The 16,463-nt window shown below is 69.5% G+C and carries 15 protein-coding genes; 10 read left to right on the top strand and 5 right to left on the bottom strand.

Annotated features, from left to right (window positions below):
* Positions 1-40 precede the first annotated feature (40 nt).
* Complete coding sequence (locus tag K8O92_19880; GenBank protein ID UAK30203.1) at positions 41-616, top strand: TetR/AcrR family transcriptional regulator; 576 nt, start codon at positions 41-43, stop codon at positions 614-616.
* 85 nt (positions 617-701) lie between these two features.
* Here the strand turns inward: K8O92_19880 and K8O92_19885 are convergent, their stop codons facing one another.
* The 3 genes from K8O92_19885 to K8O92_19895 form a co-directional block, all read right to left on the bottom strand.
* Positions 702-1,415: an HD domain-containing protein gene (locus tag K8O92_19885; GenBank protein UAK30204.1), complete on the bottom strand. Its 714-nt coding sequence runs from the start codon at positions 1,413-1,415 to the stop codon at positions 702-704.
* 44 nt (positions 1,416-1,459) lie between these two features.
* Positions 1,460-1,909 (bottom strand): SgcJ/EcaC family oxidoreductase, encoded by a 450-nt coding sequence (locus K8O92_19890; GenBank protein UAK30205.1) that lies wholly within the window; start codon positions 1,907-1,909, stop codon positions 1,460-1,462.
* Positions 1,910-1,987: 78 nt separating this feature from the next.
* Positions 1,988-2,614: an alpha-ketoglutarate-dependent dioxygenase AlkB gene (locus K8O92_19895; protein ID UAK30206.1), complete on the bottom strand. Its 627-nt coding sequence runs from the start codon at positions 2,612-2,614 to the stop codon at positions 1,988-1,990.
* A 334-nt stretch (positions 2,615-2,948) separates the two neighbouring features.
* Here K8O92_19895 and pyrR point away from each other — a divergent pair, with 334 nt between their 5' ends.
* Positions 2,949-3,509, top strand: coding sequence for a bifunctional pyr operon transcriptional regulator/uracil phosphoribosyltransferase PyrR (gene pyrR / locus K8O92_19900; protein UAK35826.1), 561 nt, complete (start codon positions 2,949-2,951; stop codon positions 3,507-3,509).
* A 40-nt stretch (positions 3,510-3,549) separates the two neighbouring features.
* Positions 3,550-4,509, top strand: a complete 960-nt coding sequence (locus tag K8O92_19905; protein ID UAK30207.1) for an aspartate carbamoyltransferase catalytic subunit — start codon at positions 3,550-3,552, stop codon at positions 4,507-4,509.
* Between the two features lie 92 nt (positions 4,510-4,601).
* Here the strand turns inward: K8O92_19905 and K8O92_19910 are convergent, their stop codons facing one another.
* Positions 4,602-5,801: an IS110 family transposase gene (locus K8O92_19910; protein UAK30208.1), complete on the bottom strand. Its 1,200-nt coding sequence runs from the start codon at positions 5,799-5,801 to the stop codon at positions 4,602-4,604.
* Positions 5,802-6,211: 410 nt separating this feature from the next.
* Entirely contained in the window at positions 6,212-7,411 is a 1,200-nt protein-coding gene (locus K8O92_19915; GenBank protein ID UAK30209.1) for an IS110 family transposase, read from the bottom strand.
* Positions 7,412-7,724: 313 nt separating this feature from the next.
* Between K8O92_19915 and K8O92_19920 the strand changes: the two genes are divergently transcribed.
* From K8O92_19920 to gmk, 7 genes are all read left to right on the top strand, one after another.
* Positions 7,725-9,041, top strand: coding sequence for a dihydroorotase (locus K8O92_19920; GenBank protein ID UAK30210.1), 1,317 nt, complete (start codon positions 7,725-7,727; stop codon positions 9,039-9,041).
* Between the two features lie 33 nt (positions 9,042-9,074).
* Positions 9,075-9,596, top strand: coding sequence for a transporter (locus tag K8O92_19925; GenBank protein UAK30211.1), 522 nt, complete (start codon positions 9,075-9,077; stop codon positions 9,594-9,596).
* 125 nt (positions 9,597-9,721) lie between these two features.
* Positions 9,722-10,813 carry a glutamine-hydrolyzing carbamoyl-phosphate synthase small subunit gene (carA, locus tag K8O92_19930; protein ID UAK30212.1) on the top strand — a complete coding sequence of 364 codons (1,092 nt, stop codon included), beginning with the start codon at positions 9,722-9,724 and terminating at the stop codon, positions 10,811-10,813.
* On the top strand, positions 10,813-14,121 hold the full coding sequence (carB, locus tag K8O92_19935) for a carbamoyl-phosphate synthase large subunit (GenBank protein UAK30213.1): 3,309 nt from the start codon (positions 10,813-10,815) through the stop codon (positions 14,119-14,121). The genes carA and carB overlap by 1 nt, the downstream gene beginning before the upstream one ends.
* A 25-nt stretch (positions 14,122-14,146) precedes the next feature.
* The gene (gene pyrF / locus K8O92_19940; protein UAK30214.1) at positions 14,147-14,971 is read left to right on the top strand and encodes an orotidine-5'-phosphate decarboxylase; all 825 of its coding nucleotides are present in this window, start codon (positions 14,147-14,149) and stop codon (positions 14,969-14,971) included.
* 570 nt (positions 14,972-15,541) lie between these two features.
* Entirely contained in the window at positions 15,542-15,862 is a 321-nt protein-coding gene (gene mihF, locus K8O92_19945; protein UAK30215.1) for an integration host factor MihF, read from the top strand.
* A gap of 8 nt (positions 15,863-15,870) precedes the next feature.
* Positions 15,871-16,455 (top strand): guanylate kinase, encoded by a 585-nt coding sequence (gene gmk, locus K8O92_19950; GenBank protein ID UAK30216.1) that lies wholly within the window; start codon positions 15,871-15,873, stop codon positions 16,453-16,455.
* The last annotated feature ends 8 nt before the right edge of the window (positions 16,456-16,463 follow it).

Genomic DNA, 16,463 nt, shown 5'->3' on the forward strand with positions numbered 1-16,463 from the left:
GATATGGACCGTCGGTCAACTTGTCTAGAAAGCGGGTGCGATGGGCGAGGAACGGCCCAGGGAACGGGCGGACGCGGCACGTAACCGGCAGGCGATCCTGGATGCCACCTTCGCGCTGCTCGCCGAGCACGGCGCCGAGGCGATCACGATGGATCGCGTCGCGGCCGCCGCCGGAGTGGGTAAGGGCACGATCTTCCATCGCTTCGGCAGCCGCGCCGGGCTCTTGCACGAGATGGTGGCGCAGAGCGCGCTGACGCTCATGGACGCGATCACCAGCGGCCCGCCGCCGCTCGGCCCCGGCGCGCCCGCCGATGCGCGCCTGATCGCCTACTTCGACGCGATGGCCCGGCTGGTGATCGACAACTCCGAGCTGATGGCCGTTTATCGCACCGAGCCGCCGCATCCGCGGACCGCCGAGTTCCACGCGTTCTGGGACAACCACATCACCACGTTGCTGCGCGAAGCCCGCCCTGGCCTGGATGCCGAAGTGGTCGGGCGGCTGCTGCTGGGGGCGCTGAGCGCCGAGTTGGTGTCGAGCATGGTGCGGGCGGGTCGGACCGACCGGTTGCTGGCGGCGGTGCGCGAGCTGGTCGAGTCGGTGCTGCGCGCGCCGTGACCACTCACCGCTTCCTGGAAGGGTGCGGGTTGGCGCCGATACTTCTGGGCCGCAGGCACAGTCACGTCGCCGACCCGCCCGGCGATCAGTCGCGCGACAGGATCGCCTCGAACCGCTCGTCCGCGCGGTCGAGCTGATCGAGAATGTGCTGCCGGACGTGGTCGGCCAGCGGCGTGTCCGGCCGGGTGACCAGGTCGCGGTACACGGCGGTGAGCGGACGGTATTTGGCGGCGAGTTTGCCCATTGCGGGACCGGTGGCGTAAAGGATGCCTACGCCGTTGTCGGTGAAGTCGGAGAGCTTGATCACCCGGGCCCATGGGTGCCGGTCCAGGTTGGTCGCGACGTGCTCGCGGTACTGTGCCTGCCGGTCGCGCGCCGGATCCGGTTCGGGATTGGTCACCGCTGCGACGAGATCGGCCACTCGTTCACCGAACCGGTCGGTGAGCGCGCCGAGAGCGGCGTCGACGGTCGGGCCGGGGCGGTCGGCGGCCAGCTCGGCGGCGTGGTCCTCGACCGAGTCGTGCAGCAGGCCCGCCGCGACCACGTCCGGGTCCTTGACCTCGTAGTGGCTGATGATCCGAATCGTCACGCGCAGTAGATGACTGAGGTACGGCTCGCGGCCGTAACGATCGTCACGATGCAGGTCGGCCGCGAGATCCAGCGCCGCGGTCAAGCGCGGCGTGTCGGGCAGCTCGGCGATTTCCAGCAGTAATCGTTCCTGCAGCCCGGCCACGCCGTAGACTTCGCTGATCGTGTGCAGCGGCATCACGGCCAAGACCCCCGCCCCTGGATTGCTCATGATGCCAGGCTAACCGGCCCGGGTGACACGCGCCGGTCGGCGGATTATTCGGCTGCGGGCACCAAAGTGTTCTGCCGGGCGGCGGTGTACCAGCGATCGCCCTGCTTGACGAGCACGTAGAGCGCGATCATGGCGTGGTCGTTGTCGAGCAGTTCTCCGTCGGCCGTCGTCGCCCATGCCCGCTTGTGCGCGATCGCGACGTCCGGTCGTAGAAACGTGATGTCGGCGATCTCGTAGCGCGCGTACTGGTCTTTCAGGAATCCCGCCAGACCTCGGCGGTTCGCGTCGAGCAGCGCCTCGAATCCGGTGATCAGCGTGCCCATCGCGTTGACGACGGCGGCGTTGGCGGTGAAATCGGCGGACAGCAGCGCGGCGTCGTTGGCGTTGAAGCCCGCCTCGGCGTTGGCCACGATCTGCCGGATCGCGGCGATGTCGTCGGTGTGGTCGACCGTTGTGTCCTCGACCAGGGGCGGTGTGGAAGCTGTCGTACTCATGCCGACGAGCTTCCGACCTCAACGGCGGTTCAGGTCAAGCCGGCGCGCTGTCGGGTGGAGCACAGTGCGGGCACGGCGTCAGCGGACGCCGCGCGGGCGGTACTGGATGCTGATCCGTGGGCCGGTGGGTTTGCGTGTCTTCGGTATCGCGTGCTCCCATGTGCGCTGGCAGGAGCCGCCCATGACCAGCAGATCGCCATGGCCCACAACGTATTTGATGCTCGCCCCACCACCACGGGGGCGTAGCAGCAGCGCCCTCGGCGCCCCGACCGACACGATCGCGACCATCGTGTCGTGGGTGGCGCCGCGGCCGATGTTGTCGCCGTGCCAGGCGACGCTGTCGCGCCCGTCCCGGTAATAGCACAGGCCTGCGGTGCGGAACGGTTCGCCGAGCTCGTGACGATAGTGGTCGCTCAGCGCCGCGCGGGCGTCGGCCAGGGCCGGATCCGGCAGTGGTTCGTGCTCCGCGTAGAACCGCAGTAGCCGGGGCACGTCGACCACGCGGTCGTACATCGGCCTGCGCTCCGCCTTCCAAGGCACACGGGTGACCAGTCGGTCGAACAGCGCGTCCGCGCCCGAAAGCCAACCGGGCAGCAGATCCACCCAGGCTCCGTGGTCGAGCACCGTCCGGCGCGCATCGCGAAGCGGCGCGAATTCGGTATCACCGAATCCGTCGAGCAGCGATCCCTGGAGCGGTGTGGACATGAGGGGAGCGTACCGCTGATCGAACATACGTGCTAGCGGATTTCGGTCAGGATTGTCGGGAGCTTCGTCCGGCTGTCGGCGTGGCCGACCGGACGGGTCCGCGCGGTGCGCTTGGAGCGGCGTCCGCGTCCGCTCGGCTGCAGTGGCCCCGCTCACAGCGGGATATGCCTGGTGAAAGCGGGGGTTGCGGCGCTGCTACGCTGCTTGCCGTAAGACATCCTTTAACGGACCGTCCGGTGAGGCGGGGAAGGAGGTCGGCATGGCCGTGCCCGAAGAACGGGCCGCCAAGTCCGGCGGCGCTGCCGAGACATCGCAGCGACACACCCCGGAATGGGTGGCGGTGGGGCGGGAGCTGTTGTCGGCTTCGGATGTCGGGCGGACCATCGCGCGCATCGCGCACCAGATCATCGAGAAGACCGCGTTGGACGCGGGAGAGCCGGACGCGCCGCGCGTAGTACTGATCGGCATTCCCACCCGTGGCACCACCTTGGCCGCGCGGCTCACCGAGAAGATCGAGGAATTCTCCGGCGTCCGCCCGGCTCTGGGCTCGCTCGACATCACCCTCTACCGCGACGATCTGCGTAGCCGGCCGCACCGGCCGCTGGAACGCACCTCCGTCCCGGACGGCGGCATCGATGACGCGCTGGTGGTTCTCGTCGACGACGTCCTGTTCTCCGGTCGTACCGTCCGCTCCGCGCTCGACGGCCTGCGTGATCTGGGCCGCCCCCGCGCGGTGCAGCTGGCGGTGCTCATCGACCGCGGCCATCGCGAACTGCCGATCCGCGCCGACTATGTGGGCAAGAACGTGCCGACCAGCCGATCCGAGGACATCTCGGTGCTGCTGACCGAACACGACGGCCGCGACGGCGTCTACCTGCACCAGGAGGAGGCGTGATGAATCCGACGCACGCCGCCTCGCGGCGGGAGGTACGCCGGTGAGGCATCTGCTGTCGGTCGCCGCGCTCGATCGCGCCGCCGCGACCGAACTGCTCGACGAGGCCGAACGGTTCGAACAGGCCCTGCTCGGCCGTGAGGTGCACAAGCTGCCCACGCTGCGCGGGCGCACCGTGATGACGGTCTTCTACGAGAACTCCACCCGGACCAGAGTGTCGTTCGAAGTCGCGGGCAAATGGATGAGCGCGGACGTGATCAACGTGAGCGCGAGCAGCTCGTCGGTCGCCAAGGGGGAGTCGCTGCGCGACACCGCGCTGACCTTGCACGCTGCCGGAGCCGACGCGCTGATCGTGCGGCACCCGGCCTCCGGCGCCGCACACCAGATCGCACGCTGGATGGACGAGTGGGCGGTCGCGGCAGGGCACAACTCCGGCCCGGCGGTCGTCAACGCGGGCGACGGGACGCACGAGCACCCGACTCAGGCCCTGTTGGACGCGCTGACCCTCCGGCAGCGGCTCGGCGACATCGAGGGCAAGCGCGTCGTGATCGTCGGCGACATCCTGCACAGCCGGGTAGCGCGGTCCAATGTCTTCCTGCTGGCCACCCTCGGCGCGGAAGTCGTGCTGGTCGCGCCCCGCACACTCATGCCGGTCGGCGTCGAGACCTGGCCGGCCCGCGTGTCACATCATCTGGACGCCGAACTGATCGGCGCCGACGCAGTGCTGATGCTGCGTGTGCAAGCCGAGCGGATGAACGGCGGGTTCTTCCCGTCGGCCCGCGAGTACTCGATCACCTATGGACTGTCCGAGCGTAGGTTGGCCCTGCTGGAGGACCACGCCGTCGTGCTGCACCCCGGCCCGATGCTGCGCGGCATGGAGATCGCGTCCTCGGTCGCGGACTCCCCGAAAGCCGCGGTGCTGCAACAGGTCACCAACGGTGTGCACATGCGCATGGCGGTCCTGTTCCGCCTGCTCGTCGGCACACAGGAGGCAGTGGCATGAGCGGTCAGGGCTGGAGGAGGCAGCGGAGCGTGACCACGCAGGTCCCCGCTCGTGCCGGAGAGGGACCCGGCATGAGTTTCCTGAGTCAACCCCTATGCGGCGGTCGGTTGTTTTTCCGGTTGGTGGCGGGTGGGGTTGTAGGCGGTTTTGGTGCGCCAGCAGGCCCAGATGACGCGCAGCCAAGCGCGGCCGAGGGTGCGCAGGGCGTGTGGGTGGCGTTGCCCGCGTGCACGGGCCGCGGCGTAGCGCTGCGCGGCCCAGGCGTGGGCGCGGCGGCTGTTGTCGAACCAGACGTGCAGGGCTTGGCGGGCGTGTCGGTTGGTGGCGTGCCGGAACGCGACGGTATGGGTCTTGCCAGAGGCGCGGGTGACCGGGGCGACACCGGTCTCCGCGGCCAGTTGATCGAAGCTGGTGGTGCGCTCGAGGATCGGGCCGACCTCACCGATGATCTGGGCCAGGTTCAGGGTGCCCACGCGTGGCAGATCGCCGAGCAACCGGGCGTAGGGGTGTGCGGTGACGGCCTCGGTGATGATCGTTTCGAGGGCGTCGATGCCGGCCTGCAGTGCCCGCACGACCGCGACCTGGGCGCGGACCAACTGCGCCACCACGGCCTGCCCGAGGCGGGTGGCGGCCACCGGCGCCCCACGCAGTCGGGCCAGCAGCTCGCTTCCGCTGCGGCGGCCACTGTAGCCTCGGCGTTTGCAGAACTGCTCGAGGCGGGCCGGGGTGAGCCCGGCGGCGCTCTGCGGGGTCGGGTAGCGGTCGAGGAACTCCAGCGTGATCGGCGAATGCAGTTGCGCGAAAACGGTTTTGCCCCCGGGCCAGTGCGCATCGAGCAGGGCGGCGAGCTGGTTGGCAGCCGCGATACGCAGACCCAGCTGGTCGCCGCGCTGGCGGGTCAGTGCCTGCAGCTCGAGAGTTTCCGGCAGTGTCGGCACCAGCCGCGGCAGGCGGTGGATGTCGGTGCGCGCGAAGTCCGCCAGCTTGAACGCGTCGCCGGGATCGTTCTTCGCCCGCGCTGCGCCCCAGCGTGGCCGGGCGGCATGGAATGCGTTGGGGTGTATCGCGATCACCGGGTGACCGGCGGCGAGCAGGCGGTCCACGACCAAGCCGCGGGTGGTCTCGATCGCCACCGGCAGATCGGTACGGTCGCCGTGACGAGCCAGTTCGGCCAGCGCCCGGGCGATGCCGTCCTCGGTATGAGGGATCCTCAGCCGGTCGACCCGGCCCCCGGCGTCGTTGATCACGGTCACGTCGTGGGCAGCGTTTCCCCAGTCCCAGCCGACGAACAACGGCTGTCTCCTTCGAGGTCGAATCCGCACCTCGCCGGTCTCGAGGGCCGCTGCCGGAAGCTCACTAATCGGCCCTCACACACGGGGCATGTTCCTGACGCCGGTCTGCGGCCCTCGGCCCGGCAGGGCTGGCGGAACTCATACTGGCCATCGAATGGCACGCGATCTAGGCCATGCACCCACCGGGACCGAGAGGTCACAACCCTACCTGTTCGGGTTGCAGAAAGGATGGTGCCCTAGTGAGCGGTCAGGGCCGGAGGAGGCAGCGGAGCGTGACCACGCAGGTCCCCGCTCATGCCGGAAAGGGACCCGGCATGAGCGGTCAGGGCTGGAGGAGGCAGCGGAGCGTGACCACGCAGGTCCCCGCTCGTGCCGGAAAGGGACCCGGCATGAGTTTCCTGAGTCAACCCCTATGCGGCGGTCGGTTGTTTTTCCGGTTGGTGGCGGGTGGGGTTGTAGGCGGTTTTGGTGCGCCAGCAGGCCCAGATGACGCGCAGCCAAGCGCGGCCGAGGGTGCGCAGGGCGTGTGGGTGGCGTTGCCCGCGTGCACGGGCCGCGGCGTAGCGCTGCGCGGCCCAGGCGTGGGCGCGGCGGCTGTTGTCGAACCAGACGTGCAGGGCTTGGCGGGCGTGTCGGTTGGTGGCGTGCCGGAACGCGACGGTATGGGTCTTGCCAGAGGCGCGGGTGACCGGGGCGACACCGGTCTCCGCGGCCAGTTGATCGAAGCTGGTGGTGCGCTCGAGGATCGGGCCGACCTCACCGATGATCTGGGCCAGGTTCAGGGTGCCCACGCGTGGCAGATCGCCGAGCAACCGGGCGTAGGGGTGTGCGGTGACGGCCTCGGTGATGATCGTTTCGAGGGCGTCGATGCCGGCCTGCAGTGCCCGCACGACCGCGACCTGGGCGCGGACCAACTGCGCCACCACGGCCTGCCCGAGGCGGGTGGCGGCCACCGGCGCCCCACGCAGTCGGGCCAGCAGCTCGCTTCCGCTGCGGCGGCCACTGTAGCCTCGGCGTTTGCAGAACTGCTCGAGGCGGGCCGGGGTGAGCCCGGCGGCGCTCTGCGGGGTCGGGTAGCGGTCGAGGAACTCCAGCGTGATCGGCGAATGCAGTTGCGCGAAAACGGTTTTGCCCCCGGGCCAGTGCGCATCGAGCAGGGCGGCGAGCTGGTTGGCAGCCGCGATACGCAGACCCAGCTGGTCGCCGCGCTGGCGGGTCAGTGCCTGCAGCTCGAGAGTTTCCGGCAGTGTCGGCACCAGCCGCGGCAGGCGGTGGATGTCGGTGCGCGCGAAGTCCGCCAGCTTGAACGCGTCGCCGGGATCGTTCTTCGCCCGCGCTGCGCCCCAGCGTGGCCGGGCGGCATGGAATGCGTTGGGGTGTATCGCGATCACCGGGTGACCGGCGGCGAGCAGGCGGTCCACGACCAAGCCGCGGGTGGTCTCGATCGCCACCGGCAGATCGGTACGGTCGCCGTGACGAGCCAGTTCGGCCAGCGCCCGGGCGATGCCGTCCTCGGTATGAGGGATCCTCAGCCGGTCGACCCGGCCCCCGGCGTCGTTGATCACGGTCACGTCGTGGGCAGCGTTTCCCCAGTCCCAGCCGACGAACAACGGCTGTCTCCTTCGAGGTCGAATCCGCACCTCGCCGGTCTCGAGGGCCGCTGCCGGAAGCTCACTAATCGGCCCTCACACACGGGGCATGTTCCTGACGCCGGTCTGCGGCCCTCGGCCCGGCAGGGCTGGCGGAACTCATACTGGCCATCGAATGGCACGCGATCTAGGCCATGCACCCACCGGGACCGAGAGGTCACAACCCTACCTGTTCGGGTTGCAGAAAGGATGGTGCCCTAGTGAGCGGTCAGGGCTGGAGGAGGCAGCGGAGCGTGACCACGCAGGTCCCCGCTCATGCCGGAAAGGACACAGCATGAGTGCGAACACGACCGTTCTGATCAAGGGCGCGCTGCTGTACGGCGAAGGCGAGCCGGTCGACGTGCTCGTCGCCGACGGCGAGATCCGCCGGATCGGCGCCGATCTCGACGTGGTCGACGCCGAGATCATCGACGCGCAGGGGCAGATTCTGCTGCCCGGCTTCGTCGACCTGCACACCCATCTGCGTGAGCCGGGCCGGGAGGACACCGAGACCATCGAGTCCGGATCCGCCGCGGCCGCGCTCGGCGGCTACACTGCGGTGTTCGCGATGGCCAACACCAGCCCGGTCGCCGACTCGGTGGTCGTCACCGACCACGTATGGCGCCGCGGCCGGGAGGTCGGCCTGGTCGATGTGTACCCGGTCGGCGCGGTCACCGTCGGTCTGGAAGGCAAGCAACTCGCCGAGATGGGGACGATGGCGGCGGGCGTCGGCGCGGTGCGCATGTTCTCCGACGACGGTCACTGCGTCTACGACCCGCTGATCATGCGCCGCGCCCTGGAGTACGCCAACTCGCTCGGCGTCCTGATCGCCCAGCATGCCGAGGAGCCGCGACTGACCAAGGGCGCGATCGCGCACGAGGGGCCGACCGCTGCCCGGCTGGGCTTGGCCGGCTGGCCGCGCGCGGCGGAGGAGTCCATCGTGGCGCGTGACGCTCTGCTGGCGCGCGACGCGGGCGCCCGGGTGCACATCTGCCACGCTTCCACCGTGGGCACCGTGGAGCTGGTGAAATGGGCGAAGTCGCAGGGCATCGCCATCACCGCCGAGGTCACCCCGCACCACCTGCTGCTGGACGACTCCCGGCTGGAGACCTACGACGCGGTCAACAAGGTCAACCCGCCGCTGCGCGAGGCGTCCGATGCCGCGGCGCTGCGGCAAGCGCTGGCGGAGGGGATCATCGACTGCGTCGCCACCGACCACGCTCCCCACGCGGAGCAGGACAAGTGCTGCGAGTTCGCCGCGGCCCGGCCCGGCATGCTCGGCCTGGAGACAGCGCTGTCGATCATCGTGCGGACCATGGTCGAACCCGGGCTGCTGGACTGGCGCGGCGTCGCCCGCGTCATGAGTGAGCGTCCGGCGGCGATCGTCGGCTTGGACGAGCACGGCAGGCCGCTCGAGGTCGGCGAGCCGGCGAATTTGACGCTGGTCGACCCGAAGGCGAGCTGGACGGTGCGCGGAACGGAACTGGCCAGCATCGCGAACAACACGCCGTTCGAGGCGATGACCTTCCCGGCGCGGGTGACGGCGACGTTGCTGCGCGGCCGGGTCACCGCCCGCGACGGCAAGGCGCTGGGCAACCGGGCGGAGGCGTAGATGAACGAGCGCGGTGTTCGAGGAGGTTCTTGAGTGGAGAGAACGCTGTGGGTCGTCGGGCTGCTGGTCCTGTTCGTGGCCTGCCTCTGGCTGATGTACCGGGGCTGGCGCAACCGCGCCGCGCGTCAGGCTGAGCGCATCGGCACGTTGCCTGCCGTGCCTGCCGAACTCGGCGCGCAGGTGCTGGAGCCGACCACCGGCCTTTACCTGGGCAGCACGATCGCGCCCAGCTGGCAGGACCGGATCACGGTCGGTGACCTGGGTTTCCGGGCCACCGCGGAACTCACGCGGTTCGAACGGGGGATTCTGCTCGAACGCGACGGCGCGACCGTGATCTGGATTCCACAGGAATCCATCACCGCGGTGCGCACCGAACGCGGACACGCGGGCAAAGTGATGACGGAAGATGGTGTGCTGGTCATTCGCTGGAAGCTGCCGACCGGAACCGAGATCGATACGGGTTTCCGCGGCGACGACAAGTCGGTCTACCCGGCTTGGCGCGGGCTTACCGCGGCGGATCAGAGCGGGACGATGACGGGAGATGACGAGGGATGACAGGCGACACGGGCGGGAGCAGGGCGGGGACGGACACGGGCGGGAGCAGGGCGGGGACGGACACGGGCGGGAGCAGGGCGGGGACGGACACGGGCGGGAGCAGGGCGGGGACGGACGCGGCACTCGTGCTGGAGGACGGCCGGGTGTTCCGGGGCCGCCCCTACGGCGCCGTGGGCCAGACGCTCGGTGAGGCGGTGTTCTGCACAGCGATGACCGGGTACCAGGAGACCCTCACCGACCCGTCCTACCACCGCCAGATCGTGGTCGCGGCCGCGCCGCAGATCGGCAACACCGGCTGGAACGACGAGGACGACGAGTCCGCGAAGATCTGGGTGGCCGGGTACGTGGTGCGCGATCCGGCGCGGCGCGCGTCGAACTGGCGCGCCACCACCACGTTGCCGGAGGAACTGGAGCGTCAGCGGGTCGTCGGCATCGCGGGCATCGACACCCGCGCGCTGGTGCGCCACCTGCGCTCCCGCGGTTCGATGAAGGCGGGCATCTTCTCCGGCGACGCCCTCGCGGCCACCGACGAGCTGGTGGCCAGGGTGAACGGCCAGCCGTCGATGCTGGGCGCCGACCTGGCGGGCGAGGTGAGCACCGACGCGCTGTACACGATCGAGCCGGACGGTGAGCACCGGTGCACCGTCGTCGCGGTCGACCTCGGGATCAAGACCAACACCCCGCGTATGTTCGCGCAGCGCGGCATGCGGGTGCACGTGGTGTCGTCCTCGACGACGCTGGATCGGATCCTCGAACTGAAACCCGACGGCGTCTTCCTGTCCAACGGCCCCGGTGACCCCGCCACCGCGACCGACGCGATCGAGCTGACCCGCGGTGTGCTGGGCGAAGGCCTGCCGCTGTTCGGTATCTGCTTCGGCAACCAGATCCTCGGCCGCGCGCTCGGCCGGGACACCTACAAGATGAAGTTCGGCCACCGCGGCATCAACATCCCGGTGGTGGAGCACGAGACCGGCCGGATCTCGATCACCGCGCAGAACCACGGGTTCGCGCTGGAAGGTGAGCGGGGCGAGCGGTTCGACACACCCTTCGGCACGGCCGAGGTGAGCCACGTCTGCGCCAACGACGGCACGGTGGAAGGCGTCCGGCTGGTCGATGGCCGCGCCTTCTCGGTGCAGTACCACCCGGAGGCCGCCGCAGGCCCCCACGACGCCGCATATCTGTTCGACCGTTTCGCCGGTCTCATGGAAGGAGCCTGATGCCTCGCCGCGAGGATCTCGAGCACATCCTGGTGATCGGTTCTGGCCCGATCGTCATCGGCCAGGCGTGCGAATTCGACTACTCCGGCACGCAGGCGTGCCGGGTGCTGCGGGCCGAGGGCCTGCGGGTGTCGCTGGTCAACTCGAACCCGGCGACGATCATGACCGACCCGGAGTTCGCCGACGCCACCTACGTCGAGCCGATCACGCCGGAGTTCGTGGAGAAGGTCATCGACAAGGAGCGCCCCGACGCGATCCTGGCCACTCTCGGTGGCCAGACCGCGCTGAACACCGCGGTCGCGCTGCACGAGCGCGGAGTGCTGGACAAGTACGGCGTGGAGCTGATCGGCGCCGACTTCGACGCCATCCAGCGCGGTGAGGACCGGCAGAAGTTCAAGGACATCGTGGCCAAGGTGGGCGGGGAGAGCGCCCGCTCGCGGGTCTGTTTCACCATGGACGAGGTCCGCGAGACGGTCGGCGAGCTCGGCTTCCCCGTGGTGGTGCGCCCGTCGTTCACCATGGGCGGCCTCGGTTCCGGCATGGCGTACAACGACGAGGACCTCGATCGCATCGCCGGCGGTGGTCTGGCCGCCTCGCCCACCGCGAACGTCCTCATCGAGGAGTCCATCCTCGGCTGGAAGGAATACGAGCTCGAGTTGATGCGCGACGGCCGCGACAACGTCGTGGTGGTCTGTTCGATCGAGAACGTCGACCCGATGGGCGTGCACACCGGCGACTCGATGACCGTCGCGCCTGCGATGACGCTCACTGACCGCGAGTACCAGAAGCTGCGCGATCTGGGCATCGCCATCCTGCGCGAGGTCGGCGTCGACACCGGCGGCTGCAACATCCAGTTCGCGGTGAACCCGCTCGACGGGCGCCTGATCGTCATCGAGATGAACCCGCGCGTCTCGCGCTCGTCCGCGCTGGCCTCCAAGGCGACCGGCTTCCCGATCGCGAAGATCGCCGCCAAGCTGGCCATCGGCTACACGCTCGACGAGATCGTCAACGACATCACCAAGGAAACCCCGGCCTGCTTCGAGCCGACCCTGGACTACGTGGTGGTCAAGGCGCCGCGGTTCGCGTTCGAGAAGTTCCCCGGCGCCGACGGCACGCTGACCACCACCATGAAGTCGGTGGGCGAGGCGATGTCGCTGGGCCGCAACTTCGCCGAGGCGCTGGGCAAGGTGCTGCGTTCGCTGGAGACCAAGGCCGCGGGTTTCTGGACCCAGGAAGACGGCGCGTGGACCGACGCCGAAGCGATTCTGGAGGACCTACAAACTCCCACCGAAGGGCGCATCTACCAGGTCGAGCGGGCGCTGCGGCTGGGCGCGAGCATCGAGGACGTCGCCGCCGCCTCCGGCATCGACCCGTGGTTCGTCGCGGAGGTGGCCGGACTGGTCGAGCTGCGTCAGGAGATCCTCGACGCGCCCGTGCTGGACGAGCCGTTGCTGCGCCGGGCCAAGCACTACGGCCTGTCCGACCGTCAGCTGGCCGCGCTGCGGCCCGAGCTGGCGGGGGAGACCGGAGTGCGCGCACTGCGGCACCGGCTCGGTATCCGCCCGGTCTTCAAGACCGTCGACACCTGCGCCGCCGAGTTCGAGGCTAAGACCCCGTACCACTACTCGGCCTACGAACTCGATCCCGCCGCCGAGTCAGAGGTGGCGCCGCAGCGCGAGCGCGCGAAGGTGATCATCCTCGGCTCCGGGCCCAACCGGATCGGCCAGGGTATCGAGTTCGACTACTCGTGCGTGCACGCGGCGCAGACGCTGTCGCAGGCCGGGTTCGAGACGGTGATGGTCAACTGCAACCCCGAGACCGTCTCCACCGACTACGACACCGCTGACCGGCTCTACTTCGAGCCGCTGACCTTCGAGGACGTCCTCGAGGTCTACCACGCCGAATGCGAATCCGGCACCGTCGCGGGCGTCATCGTGCAGCTGGGCGGGCAGACCCCGCTCGGCCTCGCGCAGCGCCTCACCGAGGCGGGGGTGCCGGTGGTCGGTACCAGCGCGGCCGCCATCGACCTGGCCGAGGATCGCGGCGAGTTCGGCGACGTGCTGGTCGCGGCCGGGCTGCCCGCGCCGAAGTACGGCACCGCGACCACGTTCGCGCAGGCGCGCAAGATCGCCACCGAGATCGGCTACCCGGTGCTGGTGCGCCCGTCCTACGTGCTCGGCGGTCGCGGCATGGAGATCGTGTACGACGAGCAGTCCCTCGAGGGCTACATCTCCCGTGCGACCGAGCTCAGCCCGGAGCACCCGGTGCTGGTCGACCGGTTCCTGGAGGACGCGATCGAGATCGATGTCGACGCGCTGTGCGACGGCGAGGAGGTCTACCTCGGCGGCGTGATGGAGCACATCGAGGAAGCGGGTATCCACTCCGGCGACTCGGCCTGCGCGCTGCCGCCGATCACGCTGGGCCGCAGCGACATCGAGGCGGTGCGCCGCTCCACCGTCGCGCTGGCCAAGGGCATCGGCGTCCGTGGCCTGCTCAACGTGCAGTACGCGCTCAAGGACGACGTGCTCTACGTGCTGGAGGCCAATCCGCGGGCGAGCCGGACGGTCCCGTTCGTGTCCAAGGCCACCGCGGTGCCGCTGGCGAAGGCCGCCGCGCGGATCATGCTCGGCGCCACCATCGCCGAACTCCGCAAGGAGGGGATGCTCCCGGGCGAGGGCGACGGCGGGCATGTCGCGCTGGACGCTCCGGTGGCGGTGAAGGAAGCCGTGCTGCCGTTCCACCGGTTCCGCCGCGCCGACGGCAGCGGCGTGGATTCGCTGCTGTCGCCGGAGATGAAGTCCACCGGCGAGGTGATGGGCATCGACGCCGATTTCGGCACCGCCTTCGCCAAGAGCCAGACCGCCGCCTACGGCTCGCTGCCCACCGAGGGCACCGTGTTCGTCTCGATCGCCAACCGGGACAAGCGCGCGATGGTCTTCCCGGTCAAGCGCCTGTACGACCTGGGCTTCCGCATCCTCGCCACCGAGGGCACGGCGGAGATGCTGCGCCGCAACGGGATTCCGTGCGAACAGGTGCGCAAGCACTCCGAGGTGCGCCCGGACGACGAGCCCACGATCGTGGAGCAGATCCGCGACGGCGAGGTGGACATGGTGTTCAACACGCCCTACGGCAACTCCGGTCCCCGCGTGGACGGCTACGAGATCCGCAGCGCGGCGGTCGGGGTGAACATCCCGTGCATCACCACCGTGCAGGGCGCCGCTGCGGCGGTGCAGGGCATCGAGGCCAGCATCAACGGCGGAATCGGTGTGCGGTCCCTGCAGGAACTGCACTCGGTGCTGCGTGGGTGAGCCGCGGCAGGACGGAACGGGCGAGATGAAGACCTTCGGCCGACGGTTGCGGCACGCGATGGGGCAGTTCGGGCCCGTGTGCGTCGGCATCGACCCCCATCCGGAACTGCTGCGGTCCTGGGACCTCACCGAGGATGCCGAGGGGCTCGAGCGGTTCGCCGAGATCTGCGTGGAGGCTTTCGACGGCCTGGTCGCGCTGGTCAAACCGCAGGTCGCGTTCTTCGAGGCCTACGGCTCCGGCGGTATCGCGGTCCTGGAGCGGACCATCGAGGTGCTGCGCGCTTCGGGAACTCTGGTGCTCGCCGACGCCAAGCGCGGCGACGTCGGGTCCACCATGGACGCCTACGCCCGGACGTGGCTGGCCGACGGTCCACTCGGGTCGGACGCGGTGACGGTCTCGCCGTACCTCGGATTCGGTTCGCTGGCTCCGGCGCTGACGTTGGCCGAGGCCAACCACCGCGGCGTCTTCGTGCTCGCCGCGACGTCGAATCCGGAAGGGGCGCAGGTACAGCGGGCGGTCGGCACGGACGGCCGCGCGATCGCGCAGACGATGGTGGACGAGGCCGCGGCCCGCAATCCGGGCGGTGAGTTCGGTTCGGTGGGCGTGGTGGTGGGTGCCACGCTGAGCGAGGCGCCGGACCTCTCCGCGCTCAACGGGCCGATTCTCATGCCCGGGGTGGGCGCTCAGGGCGGTGGCCCGGAAACCATCCGCGACCTGGTACCCGAGGCGGTGCTCGGGGCCGTCCTCCCGAACGTTTCGCGCGAGGTGCTGCGGGAGGGCCCCACCGTCCCGGCACTGCGTGCCAGAGTGCACGAACTCCAGGACGCGTTCGCGTTCCTGCAGAAATGACCCGGAAGGCCGGCGCACCCCGCGCCGGCCTTCCGTCTTTTCGGCCATCTGCGCGTGCAAGTGCACGCACACAGGTGCCGTTTACCGGGGCCTGGGCGCGTCACTGGGTCGATTTCGGGTCCTGAGCGGTGCGCGGGGTGGCGCATCGCACCTGGACGCCGTACAGGGCTCACAAATCGACACCGAATGCCGCGCGGGAGTGCCCGGCATACCTCGCTGTGACGCCCGACACGCGGAAAGAACTCGCGACACGCGGGAAATTTCCAGAAAGTTCCTGGTAGGGCGGGTGAGGGGTTGCTGGAACGATGCGCTGCGGTCCAGCAACCCTTTCGCAAACCACCCGGTCTGTCGAAAAAGCCCTGCTGGCGGCGTATTTCGCGACGTCCGCCGGGTGATCGGAGCGGTGGCGCGGACCGGCCGCTCGACGCACCACCCCGGTGCCTCCGATATCCGGAATCATGCGCTGACCTGGGGGGTGGGTTCGCAATCGGCGGACGTCGTGGGTACGGTCGCTGAGACTGCCGGGTTACCGGCAGGAGTTGATGCAATGAACGATGAGACGGAGGAACCGTGGCCCTTCCCCAGCTGACTGACGAGCAGCGCGCCGCTGCTTTGGAGAAGGCGGCTGCCGCTCGCCGCGCTCGGGCGGAGCTCAAGGAGCGCTTGAAGCGTGGCGGCACCAACCTGAAGCAGGTCCTCACCGACGCCGAGACCGACGAGATCCTCGGCAAGATGAAGGTGTCGGCGCTGCTGGAGGCCCTGCCGAAGGTGGGCAAGGTCAAGGCGGCGGAAATCATGAGCGAGCTGGAGATCGCCCCCACCCGGCGGCTGCGCGGACTCGGCGACCGGCAGCGCAAGGCGCTGCTGGCCCGGTTCGACTTCGACGCCTGACGACGAGGGTGATCGAACACACGCGGAAGGGTCGACTGGTAGTACTGGTCGGCCCCTCGGCCGTGGGCAAGTCCACCGTGGTCCGCTGTGTCCGCGAACGACTGCCCGACCTGGTCTTCAGCGTGTCGGCAACGACCCGGGCCCCGCGGCCCGGGGAGGTCGACGGCCTCGACTACCGCTTCGTCTCCCGCGCGGAGTTCGACGCGATGATCGAGGCGGGTGAGCTGCTCGAGTGGGCGGACATCCACGGCGGATTGCAGCGTTCGGGCACCCCCGCCGGGCCGGTGCGCGCCGCCTTGGCGGAAGGCCTTCCGGTGTTGGTCGAAGTGGATCTCGAGGGCGCGCGATCGGTGCGCCGGGCGATCCCGGAGGCGATCCTGGTGTTCCTGGCCCCGCCGAGCTGGGAGGAATTGGTGGCGCGGCTGACCTCACGCGGCACCGAATCCCCCGAGGTGATCGAGCGCCGCTTGGAAACAGCCAGGACGGAACTGGCGGCATGTGACGAGTTCGACATCGTTATCGTGAACGACGAGGTGACCAGCGCCTGTGAGCAGTTGGTATCGTTGTTCGTTAGCACAAATTCGAGTTCGTGACCCCCACC

This window comes from Nocardia asteroides (assembly GCA_019930625.1).
In the GTDB taxonomy this organism is placed as follows: domain Bacteria; phylum Actinomycetota; class Actinomycetes; order Mycobacteriales; family Mycobacteriaceae; genus Nocardia; species Nocardia sputi.